Consider the following 21,577-nt stretch of genomic DNA (forward strand, 5'->3'; position numbering starts at 1 on the left):
GGGCCGACCTTCTTCTTTAGTATCATCAATCGACGGTCCCCGCACGCTTGATAGCCATCGGCACATCTTTGGGTTGGTAGTTGATGAGTTCAAGCGACCACACGGAGCTGCCATCCGGCTTCGTCTCCACTTGGGCAAAGCCAAGTTTTCGGTAGTGGTCGGCCACCATATCGTTTCGGCCACTCGGGCGGTAGATACCGATAAGCTCCTTGCCGCCCGATTGCTGGACCCGCGCGACAAGTTCGTTCAGGACGGCCTGTTCGACCCCGCGCCCCAACACCCTGCAGCTCATCAGCCATGTGTCCACCGTCCAGCGAGCGCCATCCGCTCGTGCAATAATGACGCTAATCATGCCGTTGTCGCCGTAAGAATCGGCCAAGCGTACTTGATAGGTCAGTACGTCTGAATTGCCGCCCAGTTGCTCGATATCGGCCTCGGTATAGCGCCGCGTCGTGAGATTAAATTGATTGGATTTGTTAATGAGCTGCGTGATCCGGCTACGACCGGCGTTGTCGAAGGGGCCGATCGTCATCACCATGTTCAGCGACTTCAAATATGAATTCAGGTCGCGGGCCTGGCTCAGCAACGATGCCCGTTGCGCATTGGCCTGGTATTGCGCCACGCGCTGACGATCTTCGTCCAAAAACGCTACCGCTTCAAAATAACCTGCGCCCATCACGTAATGCGGATACAGCGCTGGATCTTCGCCCAGCTCAGGTACAGCAACTTGGGGAAGGGCTTGTCGAACCTGGCCGCGTTCCACCGGGTTGTCGTCGACAAAGACCAGAGCATCGAGGCCTATATTCAGTGCTTTTGCTACCGCTTCAAGATTACTCGCCTTGTCGGTCCAGTTGGCCTGAAAGACGGAAACATGTTCCTCCCGCAACAACATTTCTGGATGTTCGGAAAAGGCGGAGCGAGCGACGCGCTCGTCGTTCTTGGAGCTGATCGCGAGCATAATTCCACGATCGCGAAGGTCGAGCGCCATTTGCTGAACGGCAAGAAACGCCTCGCCCTCGGCCGAACCCTGTCCAAGCACGATACCGTCCAGGCCGTCATCGCCGATCACGCCTCCCCACAGGGTATTGTCGAGATCGAGCACAAGACATTTGCGCGACTTGCCCATGAGCGCGCCGATAATCCGTGCACAATAGTCCGCGTAGATCGGTACATATTGCTGCGCGAATGGAAGCTTCGCCATATGCCATTGAACGGCATTGAACCAATTCTGACTGCCGAGATTCTGCGCAAGGCCAGAGACGTCAAATATCACGTCGGGACTTTGACGAAGCGTCTCACCAATATCCTGATTGAAGCGCTGGATTCGTCCGCGTTGGGTTAGCTCAAGTTTCGCGTCCAGGCTTCCGAACAGTTGTTCCGGCGGGCAGGCGACGGTTTGGAAAATGAGTGTTCCTTTGTACCGTTGCCTGAAAGCATCGCGCAGCGTGTTTAAATAAGCTACGGCATTTTCGACGCTGCCTGTTATTCCAAACTGCAGGTCTTCGTAAGCCCGATGATCCAGCGCCAACAGAATCGCATTCGGCTCTGACCTAATGACCTTGGAGCTGGATTCCGTCGCAGCCTGCATCACCTGGTTGAACTCTGCTTCGACGATGCGAAGGTCCACGCCATATCGTAATGCGCTTGCGCATAGCGACGGTGCGATCAATTTGGTCGTGGCATTGCTGACCAAGCCCAGCTTGAATGGCTGCAAGCCGGCAATCTGCCCGCCCTGCTTTTCGCGTACCTCACCCAACGTCCGTGCCAAAACGTTCAGCTGGCTCTCATTGAGCGAGTGCTGCGACAACGCCCGCAACGCGTTGGCCCCATTTGCCGGGGCGCCATCGATCTCACGGCACAATCGCCTGAAGCTCTCAGGCGCGGGCGGGAGCCAGGGCAGTAAGGATAGGTCGAAATTCATGGAAGGCTCACTTGATTGCGCTCAGCGCGAGACGATCAACGATTTCAACGGCGACATCCTCGGGCTTCGTAAATGCACCTTGCAGGCGCAGTTGGTCGAGAAAGCGCTCGTCGAAGACTTTCAGCATATCGGTCTCTGTAAATCCTGGCATAACCGAGGTCACGCGGAGCCAGGGAAATTCTGAATCTAGCTGCGCTATAACACCGAGAAGGCCGAATTTCGAGATGCTGTAGGCGCCCATGCTGCTCATTACCTTCGGAAGAGCGGATGCGGCCCCCGGGACCCCGATTGCCCCGGTCAACACGGCGGCGACGGATCCGGCCTTTCGGGGCCTGAAAAACTGCCGGACCAGCCCGGCCAACAGGTATTGCGGGCCGACTACATTTGCTGTCCAGAACAGGGAATGATCCGCAGCAGAAATCTTGCCGAACGGAGCAATCACGGGGGGCGGAGAAGCTGCGAGAACCGCGCCGACAACGGGGCGGCCGTCCTTGGCTAGCAGCGCGATGCCATGATCGATCGATGACGGGTCGGCCATGTCAAAGGCAATTGACAGTCCCCCGCACGCTTCCGCGATCGCGCGCGCCTCCTCGCTTTTATGCCGACGATGTCCAACGACCGGCACCAGTCCCTGGTTGCCGAGTTGTCGTGCGACACATCGACCAATCCCGCCTGTAGCGCCCGTGATGACAACAAGACCGCTCACACTTCCTCCGGAGGTGGTTCAGGGCGGCTCTAATCGACGTGGAACGTGCAGCGAGCGGCCCGGTGCATGCAAGTCAACTATGAGAGATGCAGCGTTGCCAAAGCGCTGGCCGTCGCGATGGTGCGCCCACCGGACGCTACCTTTATCTTAAGCGACAGGCTACGTGCGGCTTCTGAATAGTGCGTGACTTGAGCAAAAATGTGCGCGGCCTCTCCGACATATAGCGGTTCGCGAAAGTCGATCTTCAGCGAACTCCAGATGCCGGCGCTTCCCGGCAGTCGCATACCGATAATCCTGGAAATCTGGGCGACAATCATAGCGCCATAAACGACAGCCCCCTTAAGGCCGCGGCCACGCGCAAATTCCGGATCAAGATGCAGGGGATTGAAGTCACCTGAAATGCTCGCGAACGCCTGTTGCTCCTTTTCGCCGACAACGAAATCAAATTCGGCCGTCGCGGAGCTAAGCTCGGTTATGTCAACGAGACTGATCGGTGAATCCGTCTTCAACTTATCGGCCGTCCTTTTTAATGATGCTTTCGACCACCTGGCCGACGTTTTCGAACGATGATACCTCGGCGGCCGTGAAGCGTACGTGAAATGCCTGCTCTAGCGCTACGACGAGACGAATGTGGGCCAGGCTGTCCCAGCCATCGACATCAGCCGCGACCGTCGTTGGCTTAATGACAATGCCGTCATCATCGAAGACGTCGGCGAAAACCGGCTTCATGCGTTCATAGATTTCCGCCTCTGTCATCGAAACTCCAGCTCATTCTTCATGTCGCCCGGGCAACACGGCTAAACACCAGAACCATTCGGGCATGTTATCAGGCGAGACGTCTTTCGCAAGTTTCGCGAGATCACGCCGGTGTTCGAAACAGCAGGCCGCCCCATTGTGCGGCAAAAGCAGGAGAGGCTACCATCAACCATGCGCCGGCGGGCGGCTGCCGACGTTCGAGGTATTGTCGAATCGCAAAAATCGGATCTACGCCGCCGAAATGGGCAAATCGGAAGTCTGTTTGAAGACGCATCAGCAGTTCGCGATGTTCGCTAAAAAGAATGGGAACGCGGTTTTTCCCGGTCGAAGGCAAAAATATCGCCTCGATATCGTGCTGCGTCAAACCTTGCTGCGCAAGAAGCGCGTCCGTAACCGCAGCGAAATGCAGCTGTTCGCCGCGAACATAGTTGATCTGTGCCTCGGCATTCTTGAAATGAACCTTGATCAGGTGGTCGTCAGCACTTGGTTCGCCGCCGGGCGCGTCGCCGAAATCGATGCGCATCGCTCCCCAGTCTTCATTACTCGACGACTCAGAATAGCCGGCGACTTCGAGGCCGGGACCCTGGCTTGCCGTCAGGACAATCGCCGCCGCGGCGTCCCCCCAAAAAAACGCACCGTGATTCATATTTCTGGTGTGAGACGACGCGCGACAACTGGTAACGACCATAATGTCGCCTCGGTCAGGATCTGCTGCGAGCAGTCGCACCGCCAGATCAATTCCTCGGAGAACGCCGACACAGCCCTGAGCCAGATTAAGGCATTCCGCCTTGCTCGATCCAAGCGCAGCCCGGACGGCAACGGCCGGAATTTCCAAACCGTAAGATGTAATCAGCGAGGGCGCCGAGATCACCATGCGGATATCGTCCGGTGCAATCTGGCATTGCCTCAGCGCATCACGGCCCGCGTGCACCATAAGCGCCGTTGAGTCCTCGGTAGAAATATGCGTAATTTGTTGCCCGAGGCGCGGAAGTCGCTTGACCTCATCAGCCGTCAGAGGCAGCGTCAAGATCTCCACCGGCTCGCCCGGAAAGTGAAACCCAAACCCTCGGATCCGGATTCGCGGTCGATTGTCGGCCCGTACATTCATGCTTGCCATCAGGGCTCCCTCCGCAGCTGCGGGACGGATCGGCTTAGGCCGTTCTCAACGATATTTCTGGCGACGATTGCGTTCCCCGCATCATTTAGATGACCGTAGTCGAGATAGTACTCCTTGCCGATGGCGGGGAGGGGCGGCAGGAACATAATTCCGCGATTCTTGTAGGGCAGGAAAATCGCCGTAAGCGCGTCCTGCAACTTCTCATAATGCTGCGCATCCATCAGTTCGGCGAGCTGGCCTTTTTCTTCTGTCGCATAGAAAAATACAGCGCATTGCGCATTCGACGCCAAGCCATCAAGCGTTCGCTTCAATGCGGCGATCTGAGGGTTGTCATCTGTAAGGGTGACCGCGCCATATCTGTTCTTTGCCTTTATCGTCAGCAAGATATCATCGAGCGGATCGGCTTCCGCCGGTGGTCTTCCTAGTCGGCGATCCAGCCGATCGCGCAAACGCCTTATCACGCCGGAAGGCTCTCCGTCGAAAACGCGCCACTGGACAAAATCGCGCATCCGGTAAAGCCGCCAATGACTAAGCGCGAAGTCCTGCAGCGTGGTTTCCGTCCGCGACGTCCACGTCCGGCGTGTATCGTCGTCATGCAAATTAAAGGAGCTGTCGATAACCATGGTCGAGAGCCACGGCCGACTGTATCGATTGCTTTCCTGTGAAAAGTCGGTTGAAAAGGCGCGAAGACTAATATCCGCGACGATACAATCAGGTTTGAGCGGCGAGAGTAGCCGCACGACCTGTTCAACATCGGCCGGCAAGCCGCCATTCATGGCAAGGTTCATGATCGAAAGTGGCTGTTGAGGAAACCTCTCGTGCAGGATCTGTCCGACGTGCGCGGGAATGGTGTGCTGCCGCCAGTTTGCGTCGCCGGCTTCCTCCATGCGGCGACCGTAGACCACGGAGTCGCCCACGAATGCGATGCGACGTCCTTTTAGTTCCCGGAAATAATCCAGCTTCGCGTAAAGCGTGGCGGGTGTCTGGATGTCGACGGCATCTGCCAGAAAAGTAGTCGTCTTGGTGGCGTACGCGATCGCCGCGTCAATCGCTACAAAGGCAATCAGTACAGCGAGCAGCAGCCGTTGCAGACTTGGCGGAGAAGCTTTCTTCACTGGATCCGCCGGCATCAGAAATTCTGGTAGGCAAAGATCGCCAGTTTCGAGTTCATGAAATACAGGATGATGACGATCTTCACGACGATAACGGCGACTTGCAGGATCGTTGGTTGCAATGATCGCATTAGTGCCACCCGACCAGCCGTTGATAGGTCATGATCGCGTCAGGTAGCGACCCTTGCCACCAGATCATTGTCAGCGACACGAAGGCGTAGGTCGAAATTCGCCCCGTCCACAGACTGAGTGCTGTCTGCGACGCCGCATACCGTACGCCGCTTGCTTTTGCCCTGGCGCGGGCAAATTCACGTCGGATCTGGATTGCAAACAACACGGCGCCCTGGAGTATTCCGAAAATCAGGAACCCGATGGTCGTCCCGTGCCACATCGCCACGAGTACCATGGTCACGACATAGATCGACGCGATCGCGTACATCTGCTTCTCGCGTGGTATGTTGACAATGACGGCTTTGCTGAGCGGCGAAAAAACGTAATCCTGGATAACGGAGCCGAGCGACATGTGCCAGCGGCCCCAGAATTCCTGCAAATTACGTGAGGCGAATGGTGCGTTAAAGTTCTCTACGATCCGGAAACCCATCAGCGCAGATACTCCGATGACGATATCGCAATAGCCGACGAAATCGAGATACAGCAGTGCCAGCGTGGAAATCGCGCCAATCCAGAGAACAGGAGTTGAGAGGTCATTTGCGTGCGGCATCATTGAAAAGATGCCGAGATCCATGAAGTTGTCGGCAATGACAAACTTTTTGATAAAACCGTTGAGCACTCGGTTCAGGGCATCGAAGCTTGCTGGCTTAAGCGGCACGGGCTGGTCGGTTGTTTCATTGAACCGATGAAATCGCTCAATCGGACCCGCCAGAAGTGTCGGAAAAAAGATCATGTAGTTGAGGAACGTCAGCGGACTCAGCCGGTCGCCGGGAGCGACTTCGAGCACAAACGTGATCGCCCGAAATACGATATAGGAAATGCCGATAAGCTTTACCGGATGGGCATGAAATGGATTGACGGCGCCGAGAAGGTTGGGATCCTTCAACAGAAACAGGGCGGACCAAAACAGCGCGACAATAAGAAACGACGTGGCAATCGACCAGAAGCTTGCATTCGCAGCCTTGCTCACGCCCAACAGATAAACGATGGCCAGAAATGCGGCCAGCAGCGCTAGCTGGTCCCATTCCGTGATGAAGGTTGCGAGGAAATAGAGGCTCAGCAGCAGGACCACGAGCTCGCGCATCAGCCGCGGCGCACATAAGCGGCAGGCCAGAATCGCCGCAAACGTGATGAGGATGAAGCTGAACGAGTTTAGAGCCATTTTTCTACTGAAAAGACGTTTGCGAGCGGTCTCGCCCCGGCGACCCTAGCGAAAAGCCGAATGCGGGAAAACGGCCTCAATTCCGTGCTTTCCGGTCGGGATCTGGAATGAGGCCGATATCCCCTATTTTATTGGCGGTCAACTGAGACTGAAGACAGGGCCTATCCTGTCGGCGGCCCCGTGTGCCGGTCGTCCTTGAGCTGCGGGCGGCTCGACCCACCGGACCAAACAGGCAAATGGAGTGAAATTGGCTACTATGGTCTAATGCCTGCACTCGTTTATCGCAATGTCGAGTTCCGCTTCGTTTTTGACAACCTCGATTTTACGGCCTTGCTGCGGGAAGCACGATAATCCGCTGGAACCGAGCGCGCGGATCGTAAGCTGCTCTTCCCGCTTTCGGTGGTAGAAGAAATAGTATCCATCCACGTCTGTGGTGGTGTCGACGACTTCGCCGGACGAGGAGGTGAGTTGTACCGGCACCAGGGCCAGCGGAGCGCTTCCGTCGCGCGTGACGCGGCCGGCAATGAGCTTTCCGCCGTCCGGAGCCTCGCCGTTACCTGAGGGACGCAGCGCCCTGAGGTCACGAATGTCGATGGCTTCGCCGGGAGCCGCATTAGCCAGCGAGATCCGCACCTCCCGAATCCGTCCGAGCGGCAACGGCGGCCGCCGCCAGTCTTGCTGGTTTGCCAGTGGCTTTGGCCAGGCGAGACGCGCGACGTCAAGCGTGTGCGTTCGCCACTGGTCCGGGACCGTCAATGGGGGGACCACCCAGACGCTCGAGCCTTCGTGGTCTGCTGGCGGCTGTGCCGATTCCAGAGCCGTTACAACGCCGCCGTCTTGCATCAGCATTTCGATTTTCAACGCGGCATCAGAAGATGCGGCTGAACTACCGGCCGTCGATAAACGTTTCCGGATCGCAAAATGCAAATGACTGGTGTTCCAGAGATCGAGCTTCCAGGGCTCGAAAACGATCTCGGCTTGCCCCGCAGCATCCGCCTCGAGGCTGACGAAGTCGTTGGCCGGCGTCGCGTCGACAAACTTGCCGGAGCGGATTTCGACATCGCCGCGGTCATGCAACGCAACTTTTCCGATAATCGGCGTTGGGGCGTTATCGCCGACAATCGTAATCGATGGCTTGCCGGTCTCATCGGGTGGGTTGCGGGTAAAGGTATCGACGGATTTGCCCCCGACGTCGACCGAAGCCTGCTCTGGATCGCTAACATAGAGTGTAAGCCCATGCAGGTCGCGCGTTCCTGCCTTCAAATCCGGGACAGTGACATGCGTGACGGGATCTTCCCAAGGCGTGATTTCGACTGAAGATCCGCCCGCGCCGACCTTGAGGTTGGGCTTAATTCCCGCCTGCATGATCTGGTAGCCAAACCAGGTATTCGCAGGTGGCGACCACGGGCGCCGATCGACGCTCACGCTTCCATCAAAATTATAGACCTGGTTGGCGAGCTTCCTGATCCACTTCAGTGTTTTAGGTGTGAGCGGTTCTTCCTGCGAGGCCTCAAAATCCGAGCCGCCTGACCCGAAGTGCGTATACCAGAAATGCCTTACTTTCTGCCCCTTGTTGATCAGATAAAGGCTGTCGCTCAACAGTACCGGCAGCGCATCGCCTTGAGAGATATCGCAAGTGGGTGCGCAATACAGCGAACGGCGATCTTCTTCTGACATTTCCGGCGCGGTCAATCGCATACCGTCCGCAAAAGCTTGGACACCCGAAGGGTCGAAGTTAAGTATTGATGTTCGTCTAACATCGTAGAGGCCGTTGTAAGTCGTGGTCAAATTCGTAAGGTCGGAAGCTGTGCTATCAGAAACCACGAAGCTATACTGGTCCGTTCCGTGGGCAGGGAAGTATGACCAGACGGCTCGGACAGAGAGTTCACGGAGCAAGTCGGAGTAATACGCATACGTGTCTATGCGATCGGCCATCGCTTCACGGTGAACCACTGTTGCGGGGTCGGTAAAGAAGGTACCAGGCGTTCGTGGGAGATCGAGTGCTGCGCCTTCAATTCCAAACCCTGAGATCAGGGTGTTTCCGCCGTGCGATGTCGTTATCTGGGGCCGAATATTCCAGCGCTTCAGCCATGGGATTTCGTCCAGCACGATCTGTCGGCTGAAATGATCACGCTCCACCCGGGTGAGGCTTACGGGACAGCCCCCCGCGCAAGAGGGAGCGATGAAGTCTACCCGATCAATAAGCATTGGATTGATTGCCAGTGGCGTCGATCCGGAATTGGCGGACGGAACGATGGCTTCGACGATCCATCCGAGTTTGCCGACTCTGACCAGGACCTTTTTTCCCCGGCCGATGGAGCCCGAATTGAAAGATATGCTTTTGCCCTGGGTATCGTGCAGGGCGATCGTCAAATCGGCTGGCGGCTCTGCGGAAAAATAGAATCGAACACTTTGGGCCTCTTGACCGGAGATAGCGACGGGAACCTTGGGTAGTTCTTGACTGGTTCGGACGGCAGACAGCGCAAGGGGAGGATCAATCTGATTTTGTAGTTGTAAAACTCCGTCCTCGCTCCAACCGTGGAAATGATCGATGTTACCACGGTGCCATTGGCGGAGTAACAACGCGAAGGTGGGTTCGCTGCCGGCGCCTGAATTGCGTCGATTTAGCCGCCCTGGTCCCAAGAAAAGTGCTGACGTCAGGGGAGTGCCGCCCTGCGGCCACAGCGAGTCCGATATCGTCAAGCCGAGGTCTTCGTTAAAGACCCGATGGATCGCTGCCCCGTGCCACGGGCGCTGCTCATCGACATCGCTGATGAAGCTCACGACGTGGGAAAATGGATACGGAAGCGAACGAACGACAGGATTGGGCTCTGCTGCCTTCGCCGCGATCGGAAACAGCGCAATGCAGAGCAAGAGCCGGGTGCTTACCCGAGCGGCGGCTTGGGTTGATCGCAATGCCCTCATCTTGAAGCCGCACGCAAGATATCCACCAACGGCGCGGTCAACTGCTGAGCCAGCCATTGATGACCGAGCGGCGAATAGTGACCGTCGAATTCGAATGTCAGCAGGTTTGGCATCTGGCCATAGGCATCCGAGAAGGTCGGATTTATGCACTGATAGTCGTTTTTCTGGCAGTATTCGGTCACGTCTTTCGCGTAGATTTTTGCGCCGGCGGGGACAGTCCTGCCATCCGCAAGCGTCAATGTCGTCTCACAGCCTTTGCGGCATTGGGCCTGGTCGATGCCGGTGTGGAAGATGAATTTCTGGCCAGGATGATGCTGCTCGATGTACTTGACTATCTCTGTCCAGTACCGAAAAGCCTCCTTGCCGGGGTCGGGCATCACGTCAAAAGGCACACTCAACGTGTAGCCGAACGGAATGCCCTTGACGTACTCCGGATGGGTTGGCTTGCTCATAAACACCGGATAGACGGGTGATGCCGCACGAAAAGTGAAGGATCCGCTCTTGTCATAGTAGAAGTTCGGCAAGGCGCTATTTTCCGGATCGAAGCCAAGGCCATCGTGCAGCATTTGCGGGTTGACCTGATAGACCAGACCGGAAGCCATCGACACCAGCGTGTGATCGACATTGAACTTAGACGTATAGTCACGAATGCGAGGATAATTCGTACCAAGGTCGCCATTGTCGGCGCCGGCCGAAATTACTTCGACGCACTTTCCGAGCGCGATGCCGAGCGATTCCTCCAGGATGATATTGAATTTCTCGAAGGCGCGAACCTGAAGCGCGACCATGTCGCTGCCGCCCGTGCTCGCCAGACGAACGCAATGATCAGGATTGTCGAAAAAACGGTCGCTATCTTGATAGCCGTGATTGTTGGTGAACGTCGTTGAATCGTATTCCTGCACCTGGCTTCCGCCGGGCCAATATTGACGTGAATGGGGTTCATAGAGAGCGGAGTCTGGCGAAGGCACGCGCGGTCCCACAAATCGTGCTGTCTTTGGATCGGGAGCGTGTCCATCGCTATTGAAGTAGTGTGGTCTCATGTCGATCGAAATATCGTCCCGACCGTAACCCGGCACGAACCATCTTCCGAGAGTCGCGAAATGCTCCAGCTGCGGATACCGCACGCGTAGCGAGACCGGTTGCGCGGGATCGATGCCTTTAAAGGCAAAGCCGCCATCGGCCCCTAGCGTTTGTTTGGTCACCCGGCCGGAATCGTCAAGCAGTTCGATCGGCGTTTCCGGGGGAAGATCTGCTCCCGACACGCGCCCCGATAACGTGACGCCAATGGTGGTGACGGCGGGCATTGGCCGGATCAACGCCAGACGCTTGAAGCGTACCGTTGTCCCGGCTGCGCCATTTATTTTCACAAACCACTGCTGGATCTGGTCGGGCTGCCCATTGCGAAGCTGCAGCATTAGATTTGCCGGCAGTGGAGCAATCACTTTGTTTGCCGACGGATGAGGTTCTCCAATTGAGTTCGCCGCATTCGCTTTTGCGACGATGTCGGCTGGAAGCAACGGAGGTAGAAGCCCTGTTGGAGCGAGGGTGGGCGGTCCAAGATTGATCGTATAGGCGCTGGCCTGACCGTCCTTGCCAATAAAGCCAATGGTGAGCTTTCCCGCGGTGGGAACCGCTGAGAAATCCACCTCCAGATGCGTCGCATCGCGGGCTGGACTATAATCCGGTGACCAGATGACCCAGGCTTCGTCGTGCGTGATTTCGAGATCAGCCTCACTGACCCGAATTGCTCCGGTCCGGCGTTCGCGCAGGCTTGCTCCATAGATCTCGAAAAGACCATTCTTGCGATACGGACCGACCCGGTCGAACAATGCAAACACCGGGGCGCCGACGCCGCGGTAATCGCTGACAAGGGGGGGGCGATCGGAGTTGCTTCCGAAATTTGTCGCCAATGACAGCGATTCAAGTGCCTTGATACGCGCGTCAAGAGCCCCGATGCTCGCGATAAGCTGCGCGTTTCCAGCCGGCTGCCCTTCAACGACGGCCGTCTTCTGAGGCGAGGGCGGCACCATCGCCGGGAGTTTCTGAGCCAACATTCGATCAATGCGAGTGTTGATATACTTTCGTGTCAGCTCATAGCCGCTCGCAACGACGACGCAACCCACGACGATCAATATCGTCGTTACAATATTCTTTCTTACCTGGGTCATTTTCATGGTCGCAGAAAACTATGCCTTCGGCGGTTTCAGTTGGGGCGGCTGGGTACCGTGATTCGTCTCGCAAATACTGGGCTTCTTGAACGTCGTGTTTCTTTGGGCGCGCCGTTCGGCAAACTGTTCACGTTTTTTGCAAGGGCCGATAACTCAACCATAGCATCCGATAGCCGAAGATCACCGGGCGATCCAGTGCTTTGTCCTACATGACAGGGGCACGGTGAACGGAATTGCCTTCAGTGACAGATGTTCGGGCTGGTTGCGCCCTGCAGGCTTACGCACTATCAAATTGCACGAAGGGTCGCGCCGTAAACAGCGGGTCCGCCTTGTCTGCCGATGTTGTTATATGTATTGCGCAAATCTGCCAGGAGCCCCGTTGGGTCCCCCCGAGGCCCCAACCCCTACGGCCCAAACGCGCGCCGAAAACTCGCCAGCCGCAGCCGGAATTTTCTGACCTGACAACCCTGCCAACTTGACGAAGGTCGCGCGTCAACCGTGTCAACCAAGAATCTGAAGTCTGCCGCTGGAGGATTTTGGGGGTGCTCACCGTTCAGAGGAACAGAGACGCACTTCGTGTTCCCTGTAAGGTCCCATGACGTCATCCGCATCAATCGCGTCCTGCCGACGTCGATCCCCTGAGCGCCCTGCTTGTACCCGAACGTCTCACCGCCGTGGTCGATATCGGCGCCAACCCGATCGACGTTCCGCCCTATGTGCCGCTGCTGCAGAAGCGGCTATGCTGGCTGCCACCGCACCATGGCAGCCTCTCGCAGGCTCGAACCGCGGACCACTCGGCTCAGAGGGGAGCCGAAAGACTTCCGCAACCAGTGGTGGAGAGCGAGCCGGGTTTTCTACGGGGGCTACTTATTGCCTTCAGGCCGATCTCCACCAGCCGGCGGATGGCCTCGGAGCGGCCGCCCCCGCGCGCGGACTCTCCATTTTGTGGATAAGTATAATTTCCTATGGGCCGGTCGGAGCCCCTTTCTGCCAAGGACTGACCTCCCCCTAGTACTTGGTCCGATAGGCGCTTCGAATTCATTTCCCTCAAACCGTCGCTTCTATTTCATTCGGCAAGCCTGTCGACTGAAAGTGCGCGGGCGCTTTGCTGACTGCGTGTGATCCGTTCGGCACCAGGATCGGCTTTTCTAGGGGCGATGAACGGGCTGCCCTTTTTCAGCAAGCTTCACGCGCCGCTTGGCAATCTTAACATATTTGCTTTCGATATCGCAGCCCATGAAGCTGCGTTGCTCCAACACCGAAGCGACGGCAGACGAGCCGGAGCCCATGAAGGGGTCTACAACCAATCCTCCCGAGGGGGTCATCGATCTTATGCATCGTTGCACGAGCGCTACTGGAAACTGGCAAGGATGGGCTGTCTTTTCTATATGCAACGATTTCACGTTGGGGATTTCCCAAACGTCTGAGGGATTCTTTCCTGCCGGATTTCCGCTGAAGTCACCCTTCTTTGGGCCTCTGTAATGCCGTTTGCCCGGATACTTCTGCGGAACCTGAACTCGATCCAGATTGAAGTAGTAGTCGTCGCCTTTGGTGAACCACAGGATAGTTTCGTAACGACCACTGAATCGATGTGCTGCGTGGGCGCCGTGCCCGAATGTCCAGATGATGCGATTGCGAAGAGCAAGCTCAGGATATCGTGAAACCCAAACCGTGCATGTGGGGCCGCTTAAGGGGAAAAAGATCGAAACGGACAAAAGGCCGCTGAGGCACATTGCGCGCTTCATCTTGATCGGCCTCTACACGGGAACGCGGGCAGGCGCCATCGCCAGTGCGTCGCCATTCAAAGTCGAAGGCAAGTCCTACGTCGATCTTGCGCGCGGCATCTTCTATCGGTTGGCGATCGGCAGGCGGGCCACCACGAAGCGGCAGACGCCCGTACCGCTGCCTTCACGGCTGCTGACGCACCTAGAACGCTGGACGCGGCTTGGCATAGCGAAGAGCCACTTCGTGGAGTGGAATGGAAAGCCCGTTGCCTCGGTGAAGACAGGCTTCGCATCTGGCGTGCGTCTTGCGGCGCTCGATCTTGTGGTAGGCAACGTCACGCCGCATACCCTGAGACACACGGCGGCTACGTGGCTGATGCAGGCAAGCGCTCCGATGTGGGAAGCGGCCGGCTTTCTCGGCATGAGCGAGAAGACGCTTCGCGAGACGTATGGGCATCACCATCCGGACTACCTGCGCGGCGCCGCGAACGCTGTTGGTGCGCGTCGAGCACCAACAAAGAACGTAATATTGGTTGATCGATTGGTTGGCGAGAAATCTAAACCGGCTAAGGCTCTGCAAGTGACTGATTTCACTGGTGGGCCCGGCAGGACTCGAACCTGCAACCAGACCGTTATGAGCGGCCGGCTCTAACCATTGAGCTACAGGCCCCGCCGCCTTGCGGGCCGCGGGGCGCGGCCGGCAACGGTGCGGGCTCCGTTTACAGGGTGCGTGGGGTTTCGGCAATGCCAACCCCGGGCCTGTGCCACCGCGGTCGTGCCGCCACGTCGCACGGACGGCATCGTTGGAACGCCGGCCCGGCAGCCATCTACCGTGACCATCCGGCGCGCTCCACGATCGGCGCCTTAGTCCACCGAGACGCCGGCGAACTCGACCACCTTGCGCCATTTCTCGGTCTCGTCGGCGACCAGTCTGCCGAATTCGGCCGGGGTCATCGGCTTCGGGATGCCGCCGACCTCGGCGAGACGCGCCACCAGCTTGGGGTCCTTGAGGGCCTCGCCGACCGCCTTATTCAGGGTATCGATGACTTCCGGCGGCGTACCCTTCGGCGCGGATATGCCGTAGAAGCCGACCGCCTCGAAGCCCGGCACGGTCTCGGCGATCGCGGGCACATCAGGCACGCCTGGCCAGCGCTGCGGCGAGGTGACGCCGAGCGCACGGACGCTGCCGCCTCGCGACTGCTCCAGCGCCGACGGCAGGTTATCGAAGATCAGCTGCACCTTGTTGGAGATGATGTCGGGGAAGGCGATCGCGGATCCCCGATACGGCACGTGCTGCATGTCGCACTTGGTCATCGCCTTGAACAGCTCGGCCGACATATGCACCGAGGTGCCGTTGCCGGATGAGGCGTAGGCGATCTTGCCCGGGTTGGCCTTGCAGTAGTCGATGAACTCCTGAACCGTCTTCACCGGCATCGCGTTCGATACCACCAGCATGTTGGTGAGTTGCATGATACTGGCGACCGGGGTGGTGTCGCGCAGGAAGTCGTAGGGCAGCTTCTTGTAGAGCGAAGTCGAGATCGCGTTGTTGGGCGCGACGAACAAGAGCGTATAGCCATCCGCCGGCGAGTTGATCGCGGCGGCGGCTGCGATGTTGCCGCCGGAGCCGGCGCGGTTCTCGACCACGAATTGCTGGCCGAGATGATCCGACAGCCACTGGCTCATGATGCGCGCCACGATGTCGACCGGGCCGCCGGCGGCAAAGCCGATCAGCCAGCGCACCGGACGGTTCGGATAGTCGGATGCGGAGGAGGGGGCAACGGAGGCCAGGCAACAGATCAAACCAAGCAACGCGGAACGTGCGAACCGGAACATCGTCTCTCCCGTCATTTTCTTGTGACTGTTGCCTTCATGGTTTCACAAAACGCTGCCTTTGCCTACGACCCCGCCCGTGCGACGATAGTCGCGCTCATGTGCAATGCTTGAGGCTCGGGATGAAATTCGCTGTTATGATCTGCGCCGGCGCGCTGCTGCTCGCGGGCGGCGCGGCGGCGCAAGAGGGGGGCAAGACCATTTCCAAAACCACGATCAGTTTCGCCACGGCGACGCCGGGCGGCGGTTTTCCGCTCTATGGCAATGCCTTCGCCGAAGTGATGAACGCGACCGATGCGACGCTGTCGATCGAGCCGCGCAACACCAAGGGCTCCAACGAGAACATCCCGCTGCTCGAGGCCGGCAGCGTCGACATTGCAACCGTTGCGGGCGAGCCGTCCTACGAGGCCTTCATGGGCATCGGCCGGCCGCCGGCCACCAAGCTGAAGATCCTCACCGCGATGTATTCGAGCCCGGGCATGTTCGTGGTGCGGGCCGACAGCCCCTACAAGACGATCCAGGACCTGGTCGGCCAGCCCGTTGCGTTCGGCGCCAAGGGCTCCGGCCTGCCGATCCTGTCGCGCAACATCCTCGACGGCATCGGGCTGAAGCAGGACGAGGACTTCAAGTCGATCTATCTCGATCGCGCCGGCGATGGGCCTGCGATGGTCGAGGACGGCCGCGCCGCGGCGCTGTGGGGCGCCGGCATCGGCTGGCCCGGATTCAGCAAGGTGGCCGAGAGCACGATCGGCGCTCGCTTCATCGCGCCGACCGCGGACGAGATCGCCCGCATCCGCGCCAAGCACACGTTCCTGAAGCCGCTGACGATCCCGGCCGGCAGCTATCCGAAGCAGATCGCGGCGATTTCCTCGGTCGGCTCCTGGAGCTACATCCTGGTGCGCGAGAGCCTGCCCGACGATGTCGCCTATCGGCTGGCGAAGACGCTGCACGGCGTCGAGGCGACGTTCTGCAAGAAGCTTGCCCAGGCTTGCGAGACCACGGCGGCGAACACCGTCGCCGCCGCGCCCGATATCAATCTGATCCACCCCGGCGTGCTCAGATATTTCCGCGAGATCGGGGTGACGCGCTAGCGCGGTGCGAGGCATGTCATTGGCACAGTCGTTCCGGGGCGCGCATAGCGCGAACCTCAGGGGCGCAATTGCGCCCTGGGGAACCTCGAGATTCCGGGTCTGGTCCTTCGGATCATGCCGGAATGACGACCCTCGGCCGTCACTTCTTCACCATCGGACACGCCGGGTCCGGCGGGCCGAACGCGTCCTCGCCCGAGATCTTGGCCAGGATCTTGTAGTAGTCCCACGGATACTTCGACTCGGCCGGGGTCTTGACCTGCACCAGCCAGAGATCGTGCACCATCAGATTGTCCTCGCGCAGTCTGCCGTTGCGGGCGAAGAAATCCTCGACCGGCTTCTCGCGCATCTTGGCCGCGACCTTGAGCGGATCGTCGGTGCCGCTGTCCTTGATCGCGTTCAGATAGGCGGTCACGGAGGAATAGACGCCGGCTTGCCACATCGTCGGCATCCGGTTCATCTTGGCGAAATAGCGCTTCGACCATTCCCGGGTCTTGTCGTCCATGTCCCAGTAGAACGACGTGGTCAGCAACAGGCCCTGCGCAGCCGACAGGCCGATCGAGTGGACGTCGGTGATCAAGGCCAGCAGCGCGGCCATCTGCTGCCCGCCGGCGAAGACGCCGAACTCGGCGGCGGTCTTGATCTCGTTGGTGTTGTTGGGCGGTCCGCCGGCAATGCCGATGATCTTCGCCTTCGAGGCCTGTGCCTGCAGGATGAAGGACGACAGATCGGGCGTCGCAAACGGCGGCCGCACCGCGCCGAGCACCTTGCCGCCGTTCTTGGTCACGATTGCGGAAGCGTCCTTCTCCAGCGAATGGCCGAACGCATAGTCGTCGGTGATGAAGAACCAGCTGTCGCCGCCGCGCTTCACCACCTCCTGGGCGGTGCCGACCGCGAGCGCGCGGGTGTCGAACACCCATTGCATCGCATAGGGCGAGCAGAATTTGCCATGGAAGTCGGTCGCGCCGGTCGAATGCGTGATGAACAGCTTCTTCTTCTCGTTGGCGATGTTCTGCACCGCGAGCCCGACCGCCGACACCGGTACGTCGACGATCAGATCGACCTGATCGACGTCATACCAGCGCCGCGCGATGGTTGCGCCGATGTCCGGCTTGAGCTGGTGATCGCCGACGATCACCGAGATCGACTTGCCGAGCACCTTGCCGCCGAAATCGTCGACCGCCATCTGCGCGGCGGTGACCGAGCCCTGTCCGGTCGGCGTCGAGGCCGGGCCGTTCATGTCGGTCAGCACGCCGATCTTGACGATGTCGTCGGATACCTGTGCCGATACGGCCGAGGAGGCCAGCACCGCGGCTGCGAGCGTCCCGAACATGGCTAGTCTGGTGGCGATCATTCTGTCTCCCTCCTGAATTGGCGCATTGGCCATTATGGTTGTGCCGGGCCTTCTGGAACCCGGTCATATTGGTTTCTTTTGCAACTACTTTGGGGGCGGCGTCAACGCGCCATCGGTCTAATGGGGGTGCCCCGGAAAGGCGCTAACCGGTTTCTTTCGGGGCCGATTCAGTCCATAGCGGGCCATGGTCACCGCCCAGCGCCTTCCGGCTTCGCTCACCCCGCTCGATGCGGCGCTGGCTGCCGTGTTGCGCGACCTCGCGCCGGTCCAGCCGATCGAGCTGCCGCCGGCCAATGCACTGCGCTGCATTGCGGCCGAGATGCCGGCCCTGCGCGCTTATCCGCCGCACGATGTCGCCGTCAGCGATGGCTGGGCGATGCGCGCCAACGATTTGGTCGGCGCGTCGTCCTATGCGCCGCTGCCGCTGGCCGGACTCCCGGTCTGGGTCGCGGCCGGCGCGGCGATGCCCGACGGCACCGACTGTGTGGTCGATGCCGATGCCGTCGACACCTCCGGTCCGCTTCCGCAGGTGCTCGCCGAAGCCATCCCGGGGCAGGGCGTCCGGCGTGCCGGCAGCGACATTGCGGCTGGGCGTGCCGTGATGCCGGCGGGAGAACCGCTGCTGCCGCGCGGCCTGCTGCTCGCGCGCGCGGCCGGACTGGAGCTGTTGCGCGTACGGAGGCCTCGGCTTCGCATCGTCAACATCTGCAATGGCCAGCTGACCGCGCAACTGGTCGCTGACACCGCGCGCCTCGCGGGCGCTGAGATCGTCTATGCCGAGGCGGCGCCCGATGTGGGGGCGATTGCAAACGCGCTCGAGGCAGATGGTTGCGATCTCATCATCACGATCGGCGGCACCGGCGTCGGCCACACCGATGCGGCGGTGAATGCGCTGGCGACGCGTGGAGCGTTGCTCGCGCACGGCATTGCCCTGCAGCCCGGGCGCACCGCGGCGGTCGGCCGGATCGATGTAACGCCGGTCGTCGCCTTGCCGGGCGCGCCGGATCAGGCTTTCGCGGCCTGGTGGGCGATTGCGCTTCCGGTGCTCGATCGCCTGTCGGGCCGGCGCCCGCACAAAACGCTCGCCCTGCCGCTGGAGCGCAAGATCGCGTCCGGCGTCGGGATCGCCGAGGTCGCGCTGCTGACGCGTCAGCAGGATTCTCGGCAGGGCCTTCAACACGGTTCCTGGGCGGTGCTTGCGATCGGGGACCTGTCGCTCGATGCCATCGCGCGCGCCGAAGCCCTTCTGATCGTGCCCGGCCCTGCCGAGGGCTTTGCTGCGGGCGCGGTCGTCGATGCCTATATGTTGCGGGAGTGAGTTCCCGAGATGACCCATATCTTCACGCCGAAACGCAACCCATCCGTCGAGCAGGACCAGTTCCTGACCATCCTGTCGCGCGAGGAGGCGATCGCGCGCTTCGAGGCGGCGCTGTTCCCGCGCCAATTGCCGTCCGAGACGCGGCTGCTCGCTGATGCGCTCGGCCGTGCGCTGGCGGAGGACGTGGTGGCGCCGATCGACGTGCCGCCGTTCGATCGCTCCAATGTCGACGGCTTCGCCGTGCGCTCCGCCGATCTTGCGTCCGCCGGCGAAGCCACGCCGCTGCAACTCGCGCTGAACGACGAGATCATTTCGTGCGGCACTGTGCCGGGCCGGCCGGTGCTGCCGGGCACCGCGACCGCGATTGCGACCGGCGGTCCGGTGCCGCGCGGCGCGGATGCGATCGTGATGGTCGAGCACACCCAACCCGCCAGCAATGGCGCCATCGAGGTCCGGCGCGCGGCGTCGCCCGGGCAGTTCGTGTCCTATGCCGGCTCCGACATCGCGCGCGGCGAGGCACTGTTGCGCGCGGGAACGATGATCGGGTCGCGCGAGATCGGTATGCTTGCGGCCTGCGGCATTGCCGACGTTCAGGTGGTGCGCCGTCCGCGTGTTGCGATCCTCTCCACTGGTGACGAACTGGTGCAGCCGGGTGAGACGCTGCGGCCGGCCGCGATCTACGACACCAATGGCGCGATCGTCACCGCGGCGATTGCGGAGAATGGCGGTGACGCGTCGTTCCTCGGCGCGATCGCGGACAACGAGACGATGCTCGAAGCCGCGATGCGCAAGGCGCTGGCGGAGAGCGACATGCTGGTGCTGTCGGGCGGCACCTCCAAGGGCGCGGGCGACGTCTCGCACCGGATCATCACAAGGCTCGGCAAGCCCGGCATCATCGCGCATGGCGTGGCGCTGAAGCCGGGCAAGCCGCTGTGCCTTGCGGTCTGCGACGGCAAGCCGGTGGTCATCCTGCCGGGCTTTCCGACCTCGGCGATGTTCACCTTCCATGACATGATCGTGCCGGTGCTGCGGCGGATGGCCGGCCTGCCGCCGCGCTCCGATGCCAGGGTGGCGGCGAAAGTGCCGGTGCGGATCGCCTCCGAGTTCGGGCGCACCGAGTTCGTGATGGTGTCGCTGGTCGAAGGCGCCGACGGCCTCATCGCCTATCCGAGCGGCAAGGGCTCGGGCGCGATCACTTCGTTCGCCCAGGCCGACGGCTTCCTGAAGATCGAGGCGCTCGCCGACCAGCTGCCGGCCGGCAGCGAGGCCGAGGTAACGCTGTTTACGCCGCATGTGCGGGTGCCCGATCTCGTCATCGTCGGCAGCCATTGCACCGGGCTCGATCTCGTCACCGCGCCGCTGGCGCAGGCCGGCCTTGTGGTGCGTTCGATCGCGGTCGGCAGTCTCGGCGGGCTCGCCGCCGCCAGGCGCGGCGAATGCGATCTCGCTCCGATCCACCTGTTCGACGACAAGACCGAGACCTACAACACGCCGTATCTGACCGACGGTATCGAGCTCGTGCCGGGCTGGCGGCGCATGCAGGGCATCGTGTTCCGCAAGGACGACCCGCGCTTTGCCGGCCTGATCGCAGAAGAGGCGGTGCGCGCCGCGCTCGCCGATCCTGCCTGCATCATGGTCAACCGCAACCAGGGCGCCGGCACCCGCATCCTGATCGACCGCCTGCTGGCAGGCAGCCGGCCCGACGGTTACTGGAATCAGCCGCGCTCGCACAATGCGGTCGCGGCCGCGGTGGCGCAGCATCGCGCCGACTGGGGCATGACCATCGCCCCGGTCGCGCGCGCGTCCGGGCTCGGTTTCATTCCGCTTGCCGAAGAGCATTACGACTTCGCGCTGGTGGCGGCGCGCAAGCAGCGGCCGGCGGTACAGGCCTTTCTCGACGCGCTGGCATCGGATGAGGGCCGCGCCGCGTTGACGGCGGCAGGGTTCAGGCCGGTGTAGGCGATTGTTGGCGTCTGCATGGTAGATTCAAGAATGCCGCAGCAGTCACCGCTGTCGTCCCGGCGAAGGCCGGGACCCATACGCCGCGGCCGGTGTTGTGAACAAGACTCGTCGTGCCAACGTCGCGCAACAAGCAGCATTCGTGGTTATGGGTCCCGGCCTTCGCCGGGACGACAGTGAGTGTGTGGCGCGGCCTGCAAGTCACAGTTTTGCATTCTCGCGACGTGAATCGCCCGAGCCTTGCATTTCGGTCCGCCCCCTTCTTG

Annotated in this window: 15 protein-coding genes, 1 tRNA gene and 1 pseudogene; 4 read left to right on the forward strand and 13 right to left on the reverse strand. The window is 60.3% G+C overall.

Translation table 11 applies throughout. The features are described 5' to 3' along the window. Positions 1–25: 25 nt before the first annotated feature. The 10 genes from HAP47_RS11270 to HAP47_RS11315 all read right to left on the reverse strand — a co-directional run bounded on the left by HAP47_RS11270 (position 26) and on the right by HAP47_RS11315 (position 13,783). On the reverse strand, positions 26–1,921 hold the full coding sequence (locus HAP47_RS11270) for an HAD-IIIC family phosphatase (RefSeq protein WP_173638184.1): 1,896 nt from the start codon (positions 1,919–1,921) through the stop codon (positions 26–28). A 7-nt stretch (positions 1,922–1,928) separates the two neighbouring features. Then, the gene (locus HAP47_RS11275; protein ID WP_173638183.1) at positions 1,929–2,627 is read right to left on the reverse strand and encodes an SDR family NAD(P)-dependent oxidoreductase; all 699 of its coding nucleotides are present in this window, start codon (positions 2,625–2,627) and stop codon (positions 1,929–1,931) included. Positions 2,628–2,704: 77 nt separating this feature from the next. Continuing rightward, positions 2,705–3,136 carry a MaoC/PaaZ C-terminal domain-containing protein gene (locus tag HAP47_RS11280; protein WP_173638182.1) on the reverse strand — a complete coding sequence of 144 codons (432 nt, stop codon included), beginning with the start codon at positions 3,134–3,136 and terminating at the stop codon, positions 2,705–2,707. Between the two features lies 1 nt (position 3,137). Beyond that, positions 3,138–3,383, reverse strand: coding sequence for an acyl carrier protein (locus HAP47_RS11285; protein ID WP_092124791.1), 246 nt, complete (start codon positions 3,381–3,383; stop codon positions 3,138–3,140). Between the two features lie 103 nt (positions 3,384–3,486). Next, positions 3,487–4,500, reverse strand: coding sequence for a hypothetical protein (locus tag HAP47_RS11290; protein WP_173638181.1), 1,014 nt, complete (start codon positions 4,498–4,500; stop codon positions 3,487–3,489). Then, positions 4,500–5,630, reverse strand: coding sequence for a hypothetical protein (locus HAP47_RS11295; protein WP_173638180.1), 1,131 nt, complete (start codon positions 5,628–5,630; stop codon positions 4,500–4,502). Before HAP47_RS11295 ends, HAP47_RS11290 begins: the two co-directional genes overlap by 1 nt. A gap of 112 nt (positions 5,631–5,742) precedes the next feature. Further along, entirely contained in the window at positions 5,743–6,945 is a 1,203-nt protein-coding gene (locus tag HAP47_RS11300; protein WP_173638179.1) for an MBOAT family protein, read from the reverse strand. A 261-nt stretch (positions 6,946–7,206) separates the two neighbouring features. Beyond that, positions 7,207–9,861 (reverse strand): carboxypeptidase-like regulatory domain-containing protein, encoded by a 2,655-nt coding sequence (locus tag HAP47_RS11305; RefSeq protein ID WP_173638178.1) that lies wholly within the window; start codon positions 9,859–9,861, stop codon positions 7,207–7,209. A 5-nt stretch (positions 9,862–9,866) separates the two neighbouring features. Continuing rightward, on the reverse strand, positions 9,867–12,044 hold the full coding sequence (locus HAP47_RS11310) for a hypothetical protein (protein ID WP_176396220.1): 2,178 nt from the start codon (positions 12,042–12,044) through the stop codon (positions 9,867–9,869). Positions 12,045–13,186: 1,142 nt separating this feature from the next. Further along, positions 13,187–13,783 carry a DNA-methyltransferase gene (locus HAP47_RS11315; RefSeq protein ID WP_371821756.1) on the reverse strand — a complete coding sequence of 199 codons (597 nt, stop codon included), beginning with the start codon at positions 13,781–13,783 and terminating at the stop codon, positions 13,187–13,189. On the opposite strand from HAP47_RS11315, the pseudogene HAP47_RS11320 reads away from it, so the two are divergent. Next, positions 13,665–14,165, forward strand: a pseudogene (locus tag HAP47_RS11320) (tyrosine-type recombinase/integrase); the annotation flags it as partial. The gene HAP47_RS11315 and the pseudogene HAP47_RS11320 overlap by 119 nt on opposite strands. Positions 14,166–14,356: 191 nt before the next feature. On the opposite strand, the gene HAP47_RS11325 reads toward HAP47_RS11320, so the two are convergent. After that, a tRNA-Ile gene (locus HAP47_RS11325) sits at positions 14,357–14,432 on the reverse strand. Positions 14,433–14,626: 194 nt separating this feature from the next. Continuing rightward, on the reverse strand, positions 14,627–15,595 hold the full coding sequence (locus HAP47_RS11330) for a Bug family tripartite tricarboxylate transporter substrate binding protein (protein ID WP_173638176.1): 969 nt from the start codon (positions 15,593–15,595) through the stop codon (positions 14,627–14,629). Positions 15,596–15,714: 119 nt separating this feature from the next. Between HAP47_RS11330 and HAP47_RS11335 the strand changes: the two genes are divergently transcribed. Beyond that, entirely contained in the window at positions 15,715–16,683 is a 969-nt protein-coding gene (locus HAP47_RS11335; RefSeq protein ID WP_173638175.1) for a TAXI family TRAP transporter solute-binding subunit, read from the forward strand. 139 nt (positions 16,684–16,822) lie between these two features. Here the strand turns inward: HAP47_RS11335 and HAP47_RS11340 are convergent, their stop codons facing one another. Then, positions 16,823–18,034, reverse strand: coding sequence for an ABC transporter substrate-binding protein (locus tag HAP47_RS11340; protein ID WP_173638174.1), 1,212 nt, complete (start codon positions 18,032–18,034; stop codon positions 16,823–16,825). A gap of 184 nt (positions 18,035–18,218) precedes the next feature. Here HAP47_RS11340 and HAP47_RS11345 point away from each other — a divergent pair, with 184 nt between their 5' ends. Both HAP47_RS11345 and HAP47_RS11350 read left to right on the forward strand, forming a co-directional pair. Next, positions 18,219–19,352 (forward strand): molybdopterin-binding protein, encoded by a 1,134-nt coding sequence (locus HAP47_RS11345; protein WP_173638173.1) that lies wholly within the window; start codon positions 18,219–18,221, stop codon positions 19,350–19,352. A 9-nt stretch (positions 19,353–19,361) separates the two neighbouring features. Then, positions 19,362–21,311, forward strand: coding sequence for a molybdopterin biosynthesis protein (locus HAP47_RS11350; RefSeq protein WP_173638172.1), 1,950 nt, complete (start codon positions 19,362–19,364; stop codon positions 21,309–21,311). The last annotated feature ends 266 nt before the right edge of the window (positions 21,312–21,577 follow it).

The sequence above is a fragment of the Bradyrhizobium sp. 41S5 genome (assembly GCF_011516665.3).
In the GTDB taxonomy this organism is placed as follows: Bacteria; Pseudomonadota; Alphaproteobacteria; order Rhizobiales; family Xanthobacteraceae; genus Bradyrhizobium; species Bradyrhizobium quebecense.